This window comes from Cellulomonas chengniuliangii (assembly GCF_024508335.1).
Classification (GTDB): Bacteria; Actinomycetota; Actinomycetes; order Actinomycetales; family Cellulomonadaceae; genus Cellulomonas_A; species Cellulomonas_A chengniuliangii.
The window spans coordinates 2,260,508-2,276,917 of sequence record NZ_CP101988.1; the positions used below are offsets into that span (position 1 = coordinate 2,260,508).

General features: G+C 73.9%; 14 protein-coding genes. 2 read left to right on the forward strand and 12 right to left on the reverse strand.

All coding sequences use genetic code 11. The annotated features are described in order from the left end of the window. Positions 1 to 81 precede the first annotated feature (81 nt). The 9 genes from ndk to ileS form a co-directional block, all read right to left on the reverse strand. A complete protein-coding gene (gene ndk, locus NP064_RS10445; RefSeq protein WP_227569726.1) occupies positions 82 to 516 on the reverse strand; it encodes a nucleoside-diphosphate kinase in 435 nt (144 codons plus the stop codon). 54 nt (positions 517 to 570) lie between these two features. Beyond that, positions 571 to 981: a DUF4233 domain-containing protein gene (locus NP064_RS10450; RefSeq protein ID WP_227569725.1), complete on the reverse strand. Its 411-nt coding sequence runs from the start codon at positions 979 to 981 to the stop codon at positions 571 to 573. Beyond that, a complete protein-coding gene (locus NP064_RS10455) occupies positions 978 to 2,675 on the reverse strand; it encodes an MDR family MFS transporter (RefSeq protein WP_227569724.1) in 1,698 nt (565 codons plus the stop codon). The genes NP064_RS10450 and NP064_RS10455 overlap by 4 nt, the downstream gene beginning before the upstream one ends. An 82-nt stretch (positions 2,676 to 2,757) precedes the next feature. Next, positions 2,758 to 3,384, reverse strand: a complete 627-nt coding sequence (locus tag NP064_RS10460) for a TetR/AcrR family transcriptional regulator (RefSeq protein WP_227569723.1) — start codon at positions 3,382 to 3,384, stop codon at positions 2,758 to 2,760. A 43-nt stretch (positions 3,385 to 3,427) separates the two neighbouring features. Beyond that, positions 3,428 to 4,144: a dihydroxyacetone kinase phosphoryl donor subunit DhaM gene (gene dhaM, locus NP064_RS10465; protein ID WP_227569722.1), complete on the reverse strand. Its 717-nt coding sequence runs from the start codon at positions 4,142 to 4,144 to the stop codon at positions 3,428 to 3,430. Continuing rightward, positions 4,141 to 4,785, reverse strand: coding sequence for a dihydroxyacetone kinase subunit DhaL (gene dhaL, locus NP064_RS10470; RefSeq protein ID WP_227569721.1), 645 nt, complete (start codon positions 4,783 to 4,785; stop codon positions 4,141 to 4,143). The genes dhaM and dhaL overlap by 4 nt, the downstream gene beginning before the upstream one ends. A 37-nt stretch (positions 4,786 to 4,822) precedes the next feature. Further along, positions 4,823 to 5,818: a dihydroxyacetone kinase subunit DhaK gene (gene dhaK, locus NP064_RS10475; protein ID WP_227569720.1), complete on the reverse strand. Its 996-nt coding sequence runs from the start codon at positions 5,816 to 5,818 to the stop codon at positions 4,823 to 4,825. A 159-nt stretch (positions 5,819 to 5,977) separates the two neighbouring features. Beyond that, positions 5,978 to 7,360: a bifunctional folylpolyglutamate synthase/dihydrofolate synthase gene (locus tag NP064_RS10480; RefSeq protein WP_227569699.1), complete on the reverse strand. Its 1,383-nt coding sequence runs from the start codon at positions 7,358 to 7,360 to the stop codon at positions 5,978 to 5,980. Further along, positions 7,357 to 10,593, reverse strand: coding sequence for an isoleucine--tRNA ligase (gene ileS, locus NP064_RS10485; protein WP_227569698.1), 3,237 nt, complete (start codon positions 10,591 to 10,593; stop codon positions 7,357 to 7,359). The genes NP064_RS10480 and ileS overlap by 4 nt, the downstream gene beginning before the upstream one ends. Before the next feature lie 324 nt (positions 10,594 to 10,917). On the opposite strand from ileS, the gene NP064_RS10490 reads away from it, so the two are divergent. Then, positions 10,918 to 11,559, forward strand: a complete 642-nt coding sequence (locus NP064_RS10490) for a hypothetical protein (protein ID WP_227569697.1) — start codon at positions 10,918 to 10,920, stop codon at positions 11,557 to 11,559. Here the strand turns inward: NP064_RS10490 and NP064_RS10495 are convergent. Then, a complete protein-coding gene (locus NP064_RS10495; RefSeq protein ID WP_227569696.1) occupies positions 11,543 to 13,303 on the reverse strand; it encodes a glycoside hydrolase family 9 protein in 1,761 nt (586 codons plus the stop codon). The genes NP064_RS10490 and NP064_RS10495 overlap by 17 nt on opposite strands. After that, positions 13,300 to 13,818, reverse strand: coding sequence for a phosphoribosyltransferase (locus NP064_RS10500; protein ID WP_227569695.1), 519 nt, complete (start codon positions 13,816 to 13,818; stop codon positions 13,300 to 13,302). Before NP064_RS10500 ends, NP064_RS10495 begins: the two co-directional genes overlap by 4 nt. Positions 13,819 to 13,930: 112 nt before the next feature. On the opposite strand from NP064_RS10500, the gene NP064_RS10505 reads away from it, so the two are divergent. Next, positions 13,931 to 14,614 (forward strand): HAD hydrolase-like protein, encoded by a 684-nt coding sequence (locus NP064_RS10505; RefSeq protein ID WP_227569694.1) that lies wholly within the window; start codon positions 13,931 to 13,933, stop codon positions 14,612 to 14,614. Between the two features lie 24 nt (positions 14,615 to 14,638). Here the strand turns inward: NP064_RS10505 and NP064_RS10510 are convergent, their stop codons facing one another. Continuing rightward, positions 14,639 to 16,408: an ABC transporter ATP-binding protein gene (locus tag NP064_RS10510; protein ID WP_227569718.1), complete on the reverse strand. Its 1,770-nt coding sequence runs from the start codon at positions 16,406 to 16,408 to the stop codon at positions 14,639 to 14,641. Positions 16,409 to 16,410: the final 2 nt, after the last annotated feature.

Genomic DNA, 16,410 nt, shown 5'->3' on the forward strand with positions numbered 1-16,410 from the left:
CCCCGCACAGGCCTGGTGACGACGCGACCCGCCGCCCCGGAGGACAGGCGGGCCGCGTGGCGGGCGAGGGGGCGGAGACGATCAGAGGCCGGGGAACCAGAGCTTGATCTCGCGCTCGGCCGACTCCGGGGAGTCCGAGCCGTGCACCAGGTTCTGCGTGACGGCCAGGCCCCAGTCGCGGCCGAGGTCGCCGCGGATCGAGCCGGGGGCGGCGGTCGTCGGGTCCGTGGCGCCGGCGATGACGCGGAAGCCCTCGATCACCCGCTCGCCCTCGGCGACGACCGCGAGGACCGGGCCCGAGGCCATGAAGTCGACCAGCGGGCGGAAGAACGGCTTGCCCTCGTGCTCGGCGTAGTGCTCGGCGAGCAGCGCCTCGTCGGCGGTGCGCAGCTCGACGGCCAGCAGGGTGTAGCCCTTGGCCTCGACGCGGCGCAGGACCTCCCCGACGAGCCCGCGGCGGACCCCGTCGGGCTTGACCAGGATGAGAGTGCGCTCGGTGTGGGGTGCGTCAGTCATGAGCCGACCCTATCGGCGTCGACAAGCCCCTGAGCAGGCCCTCGGCCCGCGGCCTCAGCCTTCGGGGTAGTCCTCCGGGTGGGCTGCCGCCCACTCGGCGCGCTCCCGGTCGATGCGCCCGCCCAGCCGCAGCGACACCACCCACATCACCACGAAGATCCCGCCGACCACGAACATCATCGGCACGACGATGCCCGTCGCCAGCACCAGCACCTGCGCCACCGATCCCGCGGCGTAGCCGCCGGGCCACGTCATCAGCCGTGACAGGACGACGAGCATGAGCATCAGGGCCCCGCCGACGAGCCAGATCGCCGCGCGCGACGGGCCGCCCTCGTCGATGGCCGCCAGCCCGTGCGCCACCAGCGTCACCAGCAGCACCAGGAACGCCTCGAGCAGAAGGATCGTCGAGGTGAACTGCAGGCGCGCGGGACGCTTGCGACGGACGACCGGCGCGGGGGTGCTCATCCGTCCAGGCTACCGGCGTCGCGACGAGCCCTCGGGCCCTCCGGCCCGACCTCGGGCTCGCCGCCTGCGACGAGCACCGGCTCGCCGGAGGCGTCGGCGCCGGGCTCGGGGGCGGCGAGGGCCTCGCCACGCGCGACCATCCCGGCCTCGTTCGAGAGCGTGACCTCGCGCAGGAACAGGGTCAGCACGAAGGCCACCGCGACGAGCGGCACGAGGTACCAGAACGCGGGCGCCAGGGCGTCGGTGAACGCCTCGACGACGCCCTGGTGCAACGGCTCCGGCAGCTGGGCGACGAGGGCCGGTGTCAGGGTGGACGTCCCGGCGCCCTCGGGCAGGCTCCCGGCCGGCGCCTCGGCGAAGACGGTCCCCAGGCGGTCGGAGAGGCGGCCGGTGAAGATCGTGCTGAACAGCGCGACGCCCACCGCGGCGCCGATCTCGCGGAAGAAGTTGTTCGAGCTGGTCGCCGTGCCGAGCTCGTGCGGGTCGACGGCGTTCTGGACGGCGAGCACGATGGTCTGCATGACGAGCCCGAGGCCGGCGCCGAGGACGAAGATCATCGCCCCGAACAGCACCATGGACATGTCGCCCTCGAGCTGCGTCAGCCAGACGAGGCCGCCCGTGGCGATCGCCATGCCGACGATCGGGTAGACGCGGTAGCGGCCTGTCCGGGTGATCGCGAAGCCCGAGCCGATGGCCGTGAGCATGACGCCCGCCATCATCGGCAGCATGAGGTACCCGGACTCGGTGACGCCCGAGCCGGTGGACATCTGCAGGAACGTGGGTAGGAAGCCCAGGGCCGCGAACATGCCCATCCCGATGATCAGGCCCACCGTGGTGGCGATCGCGAACGTGCGGTTCTTGAACAGGCGCAGCGGGATCAGCGGCTCCTGCGCGACGCGCTCGACCAGCACGAACGCCACCGCCGCGACGACCGTCGCCAGCGTGAGGCCGATCAGCAGCGGGTCGCCCCAGTCGTAGTCGTCGCGCCCGCTCCAGCTCGACCAGCTCGTGACGAGCACCAGCGCGGAGGTGGCGATGACCATGAGCACGATGCCCGCGACGTCGATCTTCTTGTCGGAGCGGTGGCTGGGCAGCTTGAGCGTGAACCAGGCCGTGAGGAACGCCGCGATGCCGACGGGGATGTTGATCCAGAAGCACCAGCGCCAGTCGAGGTGGTCGGTGAACAGTCCCCCGAGCAACGGGCCGAGGACCGCGGCGATGCCGAAGAGGGCGCCCATCGGGCCCATGTACTTGCCGCGCTCCTTGGCGGGCACGATGTCGGCGATGATCGCCTGGGACAGGATCATCAGACCGCCGCCGCCCAGCCCCTGCACGCCGCGCCAGGCGACCAGCTCGGCGAACGTCTGAGCGAAGCCGGCGCCCGCCGAGGCGATGGTGAACAGGCCGATGGCGACGAGGAAGGGCCAGCGGCGGCCCCACAGGTCGCCGAACTTGCCGTAGAGCGGCATGACGATGGCGATCGCGAGGATGTACGCCGTCACCACCCAGCCCTGGTGCTCGACGCCGCTGAGCTCGCCGACGATCGTCGGCATCGCGGTGCCGACGATCGACTGGTCGAGCGAGGACAGGAACATGCTCGCCATGAGGGCGCCGAAGATCAGCCAGACGGTGCGCTTGGTGAGGACGACCAGCGGCTGTCCGCTGGCTGGCAGGGGTGGTGCGGTGGCGGTCATGGGTCCTCGTTCTGGGGGCATGCGGGCGGGGGGGAACCTGGGCGGGGCCCTGGTGGGATCGGTGGTGTCGAGAGGGCGGCGGTCAGCCGCTGGCGAGGGCGCGCACCTCGGCGGCGAGCTGGGCGAGGTGGGCGGACGGCTCTCCCCCGCCGCCTGCCGACTCCCAGCGCAGCACCGCGCAGTGGGTCAGCAGCATCAGCGTCATCGCCACGAGGTCCACGCCGACGCCCGGGCCCGGGGCGCCCTGGGCGGAACCACGGTGGCCGGCGAACCGCTCCGCGACCATGGCCTCGACCGCGGCGCGGTGCTGGTCCATCCAGCTGAGGCGCCGGTGGAGCAGGCGGGGCTCGACGCATGCGAGGTCGAGGGCGGCGCGGATCTGGGCGGCGGGAGCCTGTGGCTCGGCGAGGAGGCGCGCGGCGAGCCACTGCACGTCGGCCAGCAGGTCGCCGGTGGGGCCGCCGGCGACGAACTGCTCGCGGGCCTCCGGGTCGACCTGGAAGCCGTCCAGGGCGAGCACGGCGTCGTCCTTCGTCTCGAAGTAGTTGAAGAAGGTGCGGGGCGAGACGCCGACCTCGGCGCAGATGTCCTCGACGGTGACGTGGTCGAGGCCCCGCTTGGCGACGAGTCGCTGGGCGGCGTCGACCAGCGCGGCGCGACGGGCGCGCTTCTTGCGCTCGCGCAGCCCGCAGGCCTCCTCGATGTGCACGGGGCGAAATATTACACAGACTGCAAATTTCTGCGAGAAGTGCTCAGACCTCGCCGAAGCCGCCCTCGATCGCGGCCACCACCGCGTCGAGCGCCGCCCTGCCCTCCGGCCCGGTCGAGCGGACTGTCAGGCTCTGCCCGCCGGCGGCGCCCAGCTTCATCAGCTCGAGCACGCTCGCGGCGTTGACCCCGTCCACCGTGACGGCGGCGTCGAAGCCCGCCACCATGCGGGCGAGCACCGCCGCCGGCCTCGCGTGCAGGCCGAGCGGGTTCCGCAGGGCCACGACCGCCTCCCCCTCGGCCGGCTCACCCGACGGCACGGCCGCAGCGGGCGTGCCGGGGTCGCCCGTCGGGGCGAACGTCGATCCGGCGTGCTCGGCGGCCGCGAGGACGGCGTCGAGGTCGGCGCCACCGTGCGCGGTCACCGCGGCGGCGACCGCGCCCTCGACGAACGGGGCGTCCGCGAGCCGCACCCGGGCCGCGAGCTCCGGGTCGGCCAGGTCGAGCACGGACTCCGTGGTCAGCACCGCCGAGCCCAGGTCCGTCAGCACCACGGCGGACCGGCCCTCGGCCGTCGCGAGGTCGAGCGCCCTCTCCACCTGCTCGAAGCTGGTGCCCAGGCCGCCCGTGCCGTCACCGCCGGCGGGAACCAGGAGCACGTTGGGCGCCATCTGCGCCGCGAGCTCCACCGCGCCGCGTGCGAGCTGGTCCGAGTGCGACACCAGCACCAGGGCCACCCGTGCCGTTGCCGACGCCGTCATGCCGTGGCCTCAGCCGCCGCCCACGCGGCGGCGCGCAGCACCAACGCGCTGGACTCCGCCCCCGGGTCGCGGTGGCCGGCCGATCGCTCCCCCAGATAGCTCGCCCGCCCCTTGGAGGCCACCATCGGGATCGTGGCCTCGGCGCCCCGCTCCGCCGCGTCGGCGGCCGCGGCCAGCACACCGGCGGGGTCGAGCCCCGCGTCGGCGGCCAACACGGCGGCCTCGACCGCCGGCGACCACGCGTCGACCATCGTCTTCTCCCCCGTCGTGGACTTGCCGCGCACCACGATGCCCTCCAGGGCGCCCTCGAGGAGCGCCACCACGCCCGCGCTGTCCAGCCGCGGCGCACCGGTGGCCTTCGCCGCCCGCAGGTAGGCCGTGCCGTACAGCGGGCCTGCGGCGCCGCCCACGGTCGACATCAGGGTCGTCGCGACGAGCTTGAGCACGTCGCCGACCTCGGCCGGCGGCTCCTCGAGCGCGTCGAGGCGCTGGATGACCGCGGTGAAGCCACGGGTGAGGTTCTCACCGTGGTCGCCGTCGCCGATCTGCCGATCGAGCTCGACCAGCTCGTCGCGGTGCTCCGCCACGGTCTGCGCCGTGCCGCGCACCCAGGCGATGGCCCAGCTCACGTCCAGGGTCATGCTCCAGCTCCTCGATCGGTGTCCATCGCAGGGCTCGTCACCATCGCAGCGCGGCGGTGTGCACCGGCGCGTCCCACAGCGCGGCCAGCTCCTCGTCCAGACGGAGCACCGTCACCGACGCGCCCTGCATCTCGAGCGACGTCACATAGTTGCCGACGAGCGAGCGGGCCACCTCGACCCCGCGCTCCTCGAGCAGCCTGCGAGCCCGACCATAGACGACGTAGAGCTCGGACGCGGGCGTGCCGCCCATGCCGTTGACCAGCAGCAGCACCTGGTCGCCGGCCGCCAGCCCGAGGTCGTCTGCCACCGGGTCCAGCAGCATCGCGGTGATCTCGTCGGCGCTCGTCATCGGCACACGGCGCCGTCCGGGCTCGCCGTGGATGCCGATGCCGACCTCGATCTCGTCCTCTGGGAGGTCGAAGCTGGGGCGTCCCGCGTGCGGGACGGTGCACGCCGTCAGCGCCACACCCATCGAGCGGACGTTCGCGATGACCCGCTCGGCCACCTCCGCCACCTGCTCCAGCCCGTCACCGCGCTCGGCCGCCGCCCCGGCGATCTTCTCCACGGCGACCGTGCCCGCCACGCCCCGGCGGCCCGCGGTGTACAGCGAGTCCTCGACCGCCACGTCGTCGGCCACGACCACGGTGCGCACCCGGAGCCCCTCGGCGTCCGCGAGCTCCGCCGCGGTCTCGAAGTTGAGCACGTCGCCGGTGTAGTTCTTGACGATCGCCAGGACGCCGGCCCCGGCATCCGCGGCGGCGATCGCGGGGGCGATCTGATCCGGGGTGGGCGAGGTGAACACCGGCCCGGGCACCGCCGCGTCGAGCATTCCCATGCCCACGAAGCCCGCGTGCAACGGCTCGTGGCCGCTGCCGCCGCCGCTGACCAGCCCGACCTTGCCGGGCACGGCGCCGCCCACCCGGGTGACGAACAGCGGGTCGGAGTGCACCGCGACCAGGTCGGCGTGCGCGCGCCCGAACCCGGCGACGGACTCCGCGACCACGGTCTGGGGGTCGTTGATCAGCTTCTTCATCGTGATCTTCCCTTCGGGCCGCGTGGCCACACCGTTGAGGCGCACCGAGGCGCGGACACGGGGCCGGCGCCTCACCCTCACACTCGTGCCGCCGCGCCGGGCCGTCAAGCGGTGCCGGATGGTCGGGCGGCCGGGCCTCAAGGGGCCCGGCCGCCGCGGTCAGGGCCTGCCGAGCAGCACCCGCGCCTCGGCCACCAGCAGGATCGACCCGGTGATCAGCACGCCGGAGCCGAAGTCCTCGAGCTGCTCCGCGCGGGTGGCCGCCTTGTCGATGGCCTCGTCGAGCCGGTCCGCGACATGCACCCGGTCCTCGCCGAACACGTCGACCGCCACCTCGGCGAGGTCGGCCACGTCCAGCGCGCGCGACGTCGAGGCGCGCGTGACCACGACCTCGGCCAGCAGCGGCTCGAGCGCCGCGAGGATGTTCTCCGGGTCCTTGTCGGCCATGACCCCCACCACGCCCACCAGGCTGGTGAAGTCGAACGCCTCCTCGACCGCGGCGGCCAGCGCCTCCGCGCCCGCCGGGTTGTGCGCCCCGTCGACCAGGATCGTCGGGCTCGTCCGGACCACCTCGAGTCGCCCGGGCGAGGTCGCCGCGCCGAACGCGGCCTCCACGACGCCCCCGTCGAGGGCCGCGCCGCCGGTCACCAGCGCCTCGACCGCCACCAGGGCGAGCAACGCGTTGTGCGCCTGGTGCTCGCCGTACAGCGGCACGAACACCTCGGTGTAGACCCCGCCGAGCCCGCGCAGGGTCAGGACCTGGCCGCCGACGGCGACCTGCCGGTCCACCACCGCGATGTCGACCCCGTCGCGGACCACCCGGGCGCCGCGCTCGGCGGCTGCCGCCAGCACCACGCCCTCGACGTCCTCGTGCTGCGGGGCGAGGACCACCGTCGAGCCGTCCTTGATGATGCCGGACTTCTCGCTGGCGATCTCGGTCAGCGTGCTGCCCAGGTAGCGCTCGTGGTCGAGCGCGACCGGGGTGAGGATCGCCACGTCGCCGTCCACGACGTTCGTGGCGTCCCAGCGGCCGCCGAGGCCGACCTCGATCACGGCCACCTCCACCGGGGCGTCCGCGAAGGCCGCGAACGCCATGACGGTGAAGACCTCGAAGAAGCTCAGGCGCGGCTTGCCCTCGGCGAGCTGCGCCGTGTCCACCATCTGCACGTACGGCGCGACGTCCTGCCACACCTCCACGAACCGCTCGTCGGAGATGGGCTCGCCGTCGATCGCGATCCGCTCGTTCACCCGGGTCAGGTGCGGGCTGGTGAAACGGCCCGTGCGCAGGCCGTGCTCGCGCAGCAGCGCCTCGACCATGCGGGCGGTGGACGTCTTGCCGTTCGTCCCCGTGATGTGCACCGTGCGGAACGAGCGCTGCGGGTCGCCCAGCAGGTCGCAGACGGCGCGCACCCGGTCGAGCGTGGGGTCGATGTCGTGCTCGGGCGCGCGGTCGAGGATCGCGGCGTACACCTCGTCGGCCGCGACGCGCGCGGCGTCCTGGCCCTCGCGCCGACGGTGCTCGGCGCCGCTCGAGGCGCTCATGCCCGCTCCACCCGGACGGCGAGCTCGCCATCGGCGGACTCCTCGACCACCACGTCGGCCGCGAGCGTCTCCGCGGCGACGAAGTCCTGGTGGCGGCGGACGCCGTCCAGTTCCTCGGCCGGCACCGCGAGGGTGAGCCGGATCCGGTCGGTCACCTGCAGGCCGGCGGCCTTGCGGGCGTCCTGCACGGCCCGCACCATGTCGCGGGCGTAGCCCTCGGCCCGCAGCTCGTCGTCGAGGGCCAGGTCGAGGACCACGAAACCGCCACCGGGCAGCACGGCAGCCGCCAGGTCGCCGTCGCCGGCCTCCACCACGGTGCTCGTCTCGTACTCCCCCGCCTGCAGCGGGACGTCCCCGCCGGCCGTGTGGACCACGACGGCGCCCGACGCGTCGGTCGACCAGTCACCCGCCTTGGCGGCCTTGATGGCGTCCTGCACGCCCCGGCCGAGTCGCGGCCCGGCCGCCCGGGCGTTGACCACGAGCTGGGTGCGGACGCCCACCGCGCCGGCGGCGGCCTCCTCGAGGGACTGCAGCTCGACGCCCTTGACGTTGAGCTCGGTGGTGATCAGGTCGACGAAGTCCTCGACCTGCGACGGCTCGGGCAGCACGACGCGCAGCGCCCGCAACGGCTGGCGCACCCGCAGGCTGTGGGCCTTGCGGAGCCCGAGGGTCACCGAGACGACCTCGCGCACCCGGTCGACGGCGGCGACGAGCGCGTCGTCGGCGGCCAGGGCCGTGTCGTCCTCGGACCCGAGGGCGAGGCTGGGCCAGTCGGTGAGGTGGACGCTGCGCCCACCGGTGAGCCCGCGCCACACCTCCTCGCTGAGCAGCGGCGCCAGCGGCGCCATGACCCGGGTGAGCGTCTCGAGGGCGGTCCACAGCGTGTCGAACGCCGCGGCGTCCTCCTGCCAGAACCGGTCGCGCGAGGTGCGCACGTACCAGTTGGTCAGCACGTCCAGGTGCTCGCGCACCGTCTCGCAGGCGCCGGGGACGTCGAACGCGTCCAGCTGGGCGCCGACGCGCTCGACCAGCGTCCGGGTGCGGGCCAGCAGGTACCGGTCCATGGTCGCAAGCGAGCCGTCGGCGTGGTCGGCGGCCGTGACCCGCCGGGCCGTGAGGCCGGCGCCGTCGTGAGCGGCCCCCGCGTAGAGCGTGAAGAAGTACCAGGTGCTCCACAGCGGAAGCATCACCTGCCGGACGTTCTCCCGGATGCCCTCCTCGGTGACGACGAGGTTGCCGCCGCGCAGGATGGGGCTGGCCATGAGGAACCAGCGCATCGCGTCCGAGCCGTCACGGTCGAAGACCTCGGCGACGTCCGGGTAGTTGCGCAGCGACTTGCTCATCTTGCGCCCGTCGGAGCCCAGCACGATGCCGTGCGAGACGGACGTGTGGAACGCGGGACGGTCGAACAGCGCCGTGGCGAGCACGTGCAGCGTGTAGAACCAGCCGCGGGTCTGGCCGATGTACTCGGTGATGAAGTCGCCCGGGTAGTGGTGCTCGAACCAGTCGGCGTTCTCGAACGGGTAGTGCACCTGGGCGAACGGCATCGAGCCCGAGTCGAACCACACGTCGAGCACGTCGGGGATCCGGCGCATCGTCGAGGCGCCGGTCGGGTCGTCGGGGTTCGGGCGGGTCAGCTCGTCGATGAACGGCCGGTGCAGGTCGGTCACCGCGACCCCGAAGTCCGCCTCGAGCTCGGCCAGCGAGCCGTAGACGTCGATGCGGGGGTAGGCCGGGTCGTCGCTGACCCACACGGGGATGGGCGTGCCCCAGTACCGGTTGCGGGAGATCGACCAGTCGCGGGCGCCGGCGAGCCACTTGCCGAACTGGCCCTCCTTGATGTGGTCGGGCACCCAGGTGATCTTCTCGTTGAGCTCGACCATGCGGTCGCGGAACTCGGTGACCCGCACGAACCAGCTCGAGACGGCCTTGTAGATCAACGGGTTGCGGCACCGCCAGCAGTGCGGGTACGAGTGCTGGTACGTCTCGTGGCGCAGCACGACGGGGCGCAGGTCGACCGGGACGGCCGCGAGCGCGCCCTCCCCCGACTTCAGGTCGGCGATGACGTGCGGGTTGGCGTCGAAGACCTGCTGGCCGGCGTAGTCGGGCACGGCAGACGTGAAGCGCCCCTTGGCGTCCACGGGCACCACGGGGACGATGCCGGCGGCGTCGCACACGGCCATGTCGTCCTCGCCGAACGCGGGCGCCAGGTGCACCAGGCCGGTGCCGTCCTCGGTGGTGACGAAGTCGGCGAGCAGCACGCGGTGGGCGTTCTCGTGGCCGGCGAAGTACGGGAACGGCGGCGCGTAGGCGCGACCGGCCAGCTCGGCGCCGGGCAGGCGCCCGACGACGCGCGGCTCCTCCCCCAGCTCGCGGGCGTACGACGCGAGGCGGGACGCGGCCAGCACGACGCGCTCGCCGGCCAGCGGCCCCTCGGCCGGCTCGACCACGAGGTACTCGATCTCCGGCCCGACGGCGACGGCGAGGTTGCTGGGCAGCGTCCACGGGGTGGTCGTCCAGATCAGCGCGAGCTCGCCGGACTCGAGCCGCACGCCCACGGTCAGCGCGGGGTCCTGGCGCGACTGGTAGACGTCGTCGTCCATCCGCAGCTCGTGGTTGGACAGCGGCGTCTCGTCACGCCAGCAGTAGGGCAGCACGCGGTAGCCCTCGTACGCCAGGCCCTTGTCGTAGAGCTGCTTGAACGCCCAGATGACCGACTCCATGTAGGGCAGGTCGAGCGTCTTGTAGTCGTTGTCGAAGTCGACCCAGCGCGCCTGGCGGGTCACGTACTCCTGCCACTCGCGGGTGTACCGGAGGACGGAGGTGCGGCACGCGTCGTTGAACTGCGCGATGCCCATCTCCTCGATCTGGGACTTGTCGGTGATGCCCAGGACCCGCTCGGCCTCGAGCTCGGCGGGCAGGCCGTGGGTGTCCCAGCCGAAGCGGCGCTCGACCCGGCGGCCGCGCTGCGTCTGGTAGCGCCCGACGACGTCCTTCGCGTAGCCCGTCAGCAGGTGGCCGTAGTGCGGCAGGCCGTTGGCGAACGGGGGGCCGTCGTAGAAGACGAACTCGTTGGAGCCGTGCTCACCGGCCGGCCGCTGGTCGATCGACGCGCGGAAGGTGCCGTCGGCGGCCCAGTAGGCCAGGACGTCCTTCTCGAGCGCGGGCAGGTCGGGGGACGCGGGGATCCCCGGGCCGGTGCCATCGGTCCGTCGGTGCAGCGGATACGCCATGTGGGTGCGGGCTCCTGGTCGTCGTCGTGGCTGACGCGAGGACGACGGGCCGCCTCTGAGAGCTGCGGACCACCGCGGTACCACCCCGCTTGCCGGCGGCGTGCGCGCACGCTGCCGACCACTCGATGTCCAGGCGCTGACGGGCCCACCCGTCCGGTTCTACTGGGCCGCGCCGGGGTGGGCGCCAGCTGTTCTTCCGGAGGCTCACCGGTGATTGCCGGGTCGAAGCCAGTCCCGCCAGTCTAGCCACTGCCGGGCGCTGGTCTGCCAGCCTCCCGCGCGAGGTCCCACGTGCCGGCCTTGCCGGATGGCTAGGGTCGGCTCGTGGCCATCGTCGACCTCCTCGGCTGGGCCGGGTCCGCGCTCCTCGTGTACTCGGTGCTCCAGTCCCGCATGCTCCGCCTGCGCGTGCTGAACCTCGCCGCCTCGTTCGCCCTGCTGGTGTTCAACGCGCTGATCGCGGTGTGGCCGATGGTGGCCATGAACGTGGCGCTGTGCGCGATCAACGCCTGGTTCATCGTGGCGCTGCTCCGCGCGCGGCATGTGGGGCGCGCGTTCGCGTGGGCGCCGGTGGGCGCGGACGATCCAGTGCTGGCCCACTTCCTCGCGCGGCACGGCGCCGACATCGCCCGGTTCTGCCCGCAGGCGGACCTGCCTGGGCCGCCCGAGGCGCTGCGGGCGCTGGTTCTGCACGACGACGTGGCCGCGGGGCTCGTCGTCGCGACGCCCGAGGGACCGGACGGGTGGCGCCTGCACGTCGACTACGTGACCCCCGAGTACCGCGACTACACCGCCGGGGCGTTCCTCTACTCCCCGGACGGCCCGTTCGCGGCGTCGGGCGCGCGCCGGGTCGTCGCGGGCCCCGAGCTGGCCGGCCTGCAGCAGTACCTCGGCCGCGCGGGGTTCGCCCGCACGGCCGAGGGCGCCTGGCAGCGCCTGCTGGAGCCGGCTACCGCGCCGGTCTGACCGCCCCCGCGAGCAGGGCTGCCACCTGCACCAACGGGGCGTTCCAGTTGACGGTGATCTCGTTGACGCCCCACGCGCCGATGTCGTCGATGAAGCACTGCTGGGCGGGCAGCCCGCCGACCGCGGCGGCGGACACCGGGTCGGGCGTCGCGGAGTTGGGCCCGCCGCTCAACGCCCCGCGCGGGGGGTGCGGCAGCCGCGGGTCCGCCTGGTGGGCGTACCAGCGGCTGTGCTGGTTGTGGACGGAGCGCGCGCCGTGCCCGGTCACGTAGGACACGCCGAGCGCGTTGCGCCCGAGCACGTAGTCCATGCCCTCGGCCAGCCCGTCGCGGTAGCGGCTCTCGCCGGTGAGGCTCCAGGCCGCTCCCAGCACCGTGAGCTGGTTGAGGAGCAGGCCGTTCGAGCCCCAGTCGTAGCGGCCGTCGTGCGGCGCGTACGGGTGCCCGAACGGCTGGCCCGCTTGCGTCGCGAGGATGGCGTCGGCTGCGGCCGTCGCGGAGGCCCGCACCGCGTCGGCCTCCGGGAGGCGGCTCGGGACGAGCGCGAGGTGCAGCCGGGCGAGCCCGCCCACCCGCTGCCAGTCGATGTCCGCGAACACGTCCACCGGCCCGCCGACGTGGCAGTCGCTGGCCCGCAGCTCCTCGAGCCGGCGCTCGTCACCGGTCGCGAGGTACAGCTCGACGGCCGCCCAGTACCACTCGTCCCGGAGGTCGGTGTCGTCGTAGGGGCCGCTGCCGGCGTTGGCCAGGACGTTCGTGTTCGGCGCCAGCAGGTCCGGGTGGCGCAGCGCGGCGGCGTAGGAGGCCTGGGCGGCCTCGAGGAGCGTGGCGGCGAACTCGGGGTCCTCGGTGGCGAAGACCCGGGCGCCCTGCGCGGCCGCCGCGACGAGGTTGAGGGTCGCCGCCGTCGAGGGGCGGTGCAGGTAGCGGGGCTGCGGGTCCTCGTGCGGGAGGGTCGGGATCGGGGTCCAGCGCTCGTCGGACACCTTGTGGTGGGCGAGGCCGGCGTACTGCGCGCCGGACGGGACGCGCATGCGGAGCAGCCACTCGAGCTCCCACCGGGCCTCGTCGCGCAGGGCCCGCTCCATGCCGTCGGGCAGCGGGACGGTCCCGCCCACCCACTCGCAGGCCCCCAGGAGCTGCGCGACGGAGATGCCGCCGTTGACCACGTACTTGCCGTGGTCGCCCGCGTCGTACCAGCCCCCGGTCACGTCGAGCCGGTGGCTGCCCGTCCATCCCTCGTACAGGTCGACGCCGTCGCCGGTGACCGCGTGCCCGGCCGGCAGGCACGGGACGTCGGCGTCACCCCCGTGCGGGGATCCCGCGACGTGCCCCGCGGGCCGGGCGTAGGCCTCGCCGGCGACCTCGGGGCCGATCTCCACGCCGCTGCGCTGCAAGTGGAAGAACCGCAGGGCGTCGCGGGCCAGCCCGGCGTACAGGTCGGCCCGCACCGCGAAGGGGTCGCTCACGGCGCCGTCGGCGGCGATGGCGAACCCGTCGCCCTCCAGGTCGATGGGGCCGACGTCGATCGTGTGGACGTCCAGCCCGGCGGACGCGTCGTGCCCGCGCGGGGTGGTGAGGCCGCGGGCGACCTCCCTCCCGTCGAGCATCAGGCTCCAGGGCAGCGGGCCGACGGCGTCGGTGACGAGCGTGGCGTGCGCCGGGACGCCCGGCAGCCATCCGAGCTGGTTGGCGCGCACGCGGGGCGCGCTGGTCGACGAGCCCGCGGCGGCGGCCGCCGTCATCGGCCGGCTCGCGCCGTCACCGGCTCCTGCGCCGACCAGGGGAACGTGATCCACCGGTCGGTGCGCCGCCACACGAAGTCCGGGTCCACGACGGAGTGCGGCTTGGCGTACAGGACGGCGGTGCGGACCTCCTCGCAGTGCTGCGAGACGAGCCGCTGGACGAGCGCCAGCGTCTCCCCGGTGTCGGCCACGTCGTCGACGACGAGCGCGCGCAGCCCGTGCATGGCCGCGGTGTCCAGCAGGGGCGGCAGCACCGTCGGCTCGAGCAGCCGCTCGTCGACGCCCGTGTAGAACTCGACGTTCAGCGCCCCGCAGACCTTGGTGCCGAGCGCGTAGGAGATGGCCCCGGCCGGCAGCAGCCCGCCGCGGGCCACGGCCACGACGACGTCCGGGGCGAAGCCGGAGTCCACCACTTGTTGCGCGAGCTCGCGGCTCGCCTCGCCGAAGAGGTCCCAGGTGAGCACCTCGCGCTGCTCGGGGAGTGACTGACCGGGTGCCGCTTCCGTGATCGCCATCCACGCAGGGTAAACGCCCTGGCTGGGCGGTCCGACAAGCCCAAGGTCCCGGCGCGCTGCCGCTCCCGCGTGGTGGCGTCCGCGGGCCTCGCCGTCGCGAGACAATCCTCGGGTGACCGACCTCCCCGCCCCCCTCGTGCTGCTCGACCTCGACGGCACGCTGACCGACTCCGCGCCCGGCATCGTCGCCTCCGTCGCCCACGCGTACCGCGCGCTCGGCCTGCCCGTCCCGGACGCGGCGACGCTGCGCTCGTTCGTCGGGCCGCCCATCGCGGTCTCGTTCGCGGCCCACGGCATCGCCCCCGAGCGGCTGGGCGAGGCGATCGCGGCGTACCGCTCCGCGTTCACCGCCGGCGGCATGTTCGACAACTCGGTGTTCCCCGGAGTCCTGGTCGCGCTGGAGCGCCTTCGCGCCGCGGGCTGCACGCTCGCCGTGGCCACCTCGAAGCCGGAGGTCTTCGCCGTGCCGATCTGCGAGCGGTTCGGCATCACCGAGCGGGTGGACGGGGTCTACGGCGCCCCGCTGGACGACGTGCCCTCGACCAAGGCCACCGTCATCGCCCATGCCCTCGCCGAGCTCGGCGCCCGTGCGCCCGGCGCGGACCGGACCGTCATGGTCGGGGACCGGGAGCACGACGTGCACGGCGCCGCCGAGCACGGCATCGACTGCCTGGGGGTGACGTGGGGCTACGCCGAGCCGGGAGAGCTCGTCGCCGCCGGCGCCGTGGCCCTGGTCGACGACATGGACGCGCTCGTGACCGCCACGCTGGCCCGGGTGGGCGCCCGCACCGCCTGACGGCCGGCGCCGCGCGGGCGAGGGTCAGCGCAACGACCGCTGCCACTCGTCGTGCAGCGCCGCGAACCGGCCGCCCGCGGACACGAGCTCGGCGGGGCTGCCGTCCTCCACGATGCGGCCGCCGTCCACGACGAGCACGCGGTCCGCGCCCATCACGGTGGACAGGCGGTGCGCGATGACCACGGACGTCCGCCCGGCGAGGAGGGTGCCCAAGCCCCGCTGCACCAGCTGCTCGCCGGGCACGTCGAGCGAGCTCGTCGCCTCGTCCAGCACGAGCAGCGCCGGGTCGGCGAGGAAGGCCCGGGCGAACGAGACGAGCTGGCGCTGCCCGGCCGACAGCCGCACGCCGCGCTTGTCGACCTCGGTGTCGTACCCCGCGGGCATCTGCTCGACGAGCGGGTGCAGCCCCACCGATCGGGCCGCGTCCTCGATCTGCTCGCGGGTCGCGTCGGGCCGGCCCAGGGCGATGTTCGCGGCGATCGAGCCGGAGAACAGGTATGCCTCCTGGGTGACCATGACAAGCGCGCGGCGCAGGTCCTGCGGCGCGATGTCGCGCACGTCCACGTCGTCGATCAGCACCGCGCCCGAGCGCACGTCGTAGAACCGCGCGAGCAGCTTGGCCACGGTCGACTTGCCCGCGCCCGTCTCCCCCACCAGCGCCACGCTCTGGCCCGCCGGCACGTGCAGGTCCAGGCCCGGCAGCACACTGGGACCGTCGCCGTAGCCGAACTCCACCGCGGCGAGCCGCACGTCGCCGCGCGGGCTCGGCAGCGGGGCCGGGCGCGCGGGCTCGGGGACAGTGGGCTCCTCGGCGAGCAGCTCGGCGAGCTTCTCCAGGGCGGCGGTGGCGGACTGGAACGAGTTGTAGAACATCCCGATCTGGGTCAGCGGCGAGAAGAACCGCTTGGCGTACAGCACCGCGGCGGCGAGCACACCGACCTCGAGCCCGCCGTCGAGCACCCGCAGGCCGCCGACCAGCACCACCACGGCGACCGTCACGTTGCCGATCAGCGTGAGGCCCGAGTCGAAGAGCCCGTTGAGCCGGATGCCCTCGGCGCTGGCCACCCGGTACTCCTCGGACAGGCGCCCGTAGTCGGCGGCCACGGGCCGCTGCCGCCGGAACGCCTGCACCGCGCGGATGCCGGTCATCGTCTCCACGAAGCGCACGATGAGGCGCGCGGCCGCCGTGCGCTGCTTGCGGTACTGGGCCTGGGAACGGGCCTGGAACCACCGGGTGAGGAGCACACCGGGGACCACGGCGACGAGCAGCACAACCCCGCTGGGCCAGTCGAGCAGCAGCAGAGACGCGGCCGTCAGCACCATCGCCAGGGCACTCGACGCGAGCGTGGTGATCCCGCCGTCCAGCAGCTCGCGCACCGCGTCCAGGTCGGAGGTCTGCCGGGAGATGATCCGGCCCGAGGTGTACCGCTCGTGGAACTCCAGGCTCAGCAGCTGGGTGTGGCGGAAGACCCGCCGGCGCAGGTCGAGCAGGATCGCCTGGCTGACGCGCGCGGCCGCCCGCACCACGGCGGCGGTGAGCGCACCGCCGAGCACGGCGGTGAGGAGGTACCCGCCCGCCGTCAGGAGCAAGGGGGCGGGGTCGCCGTCGCGCATCGCGGGGAGGCCGCGGTCGATCGCGACGGCCACGAGCGCGGGCCCTGCGACGTGGGCGACCTGCGCGCCGACGACGAGCGCGACAGTGGCCCAGGCCGGTCCCGCCACCGGGCGCAGCAGCGAGCGCAGCAGCCGCAGCGACAGCCGCCGGATGCCCGCGTGGTCAGCCGGGGCCTCCATCA

Bases quoted from the DNA above. Each gene is read 5' to 3' on its own strand.
- ndk (WP_227569726.1), bottom strand. From the start codon at position 516: ATGACTGACGCACCCCACACCGAGCGCACTCTCATCCTGGTCAAGCCC.
- NP064_RS10450 (WP_227569725.1), bottom strand. From the start codon at position 981: ATGAGCACCCCCGCGCCGGTCGTCCGTCGCAAGCGTCCCGCGCGCCTG.
- NP064_RS10455 (WP_227569724.1), bottom strand. From the start codon at position 2,675: ATGACCGCCACCGCACCACCCCTGCCAGCCAGCGGACAGCCGCTGGTC.
- dhaM (WP_227569722.1), bottom strand. From the start codon at position 4,144: ATGACGGCGTCGGCAACGGCACGGGTGGCCCTGGTGCTGGTGTCGCAC.
- dhaL (WP_227569721.1), bottom strand. From the start codon at position 4,785: ATGACCCTGGACGTGAGCTGGGCCATCGCCTGGGTGCGCGGCACGGCG.
- dhaK (WP_227569720.1), bottom strand. From the start codon at position 5,818: ATGAAGAAGCTGATCAACGACCCCCAGACCGTGGTCGCGGAGTCCGTC.
- NP064_RS10480 (WP_227569699.1), bottom strand. From the start codon at position 7,360: ATGAGCGCCTCGAGCGGCGCCGAGCACCGTCGGCGCGAGGGCCAGGAC.
- ileS (WP_227569698.1), bottom strand. From the start codon at position 10,593: ATGGCGTATCCGCTGCACCGACGGACCGATGGCACCGGCCCGGGGATC.
- NP064_RS10495 (WP_227569696.1), bottom strand. From the start codon at position 13,303: ATGACGGCGGCCGCCGCCGCGGGCTCGTCGACCAGCGCGCCCCGCGTG.
- NP064_RS10500 (WP_227569695.1), bottom strand. From the start codon at position 13,818: ATGGCGATCACGGAAGCGGCACCCGGTCAGTCACTCCCCGAGCAGCGC.
- NP064_RS10510 (WP_227569718.1), bottom strand. From the start codon at position 16,408: ATGGAGGCCCCGGCTGACCACGCGGGCATCCGGCGGCTGTCGCTGCGG.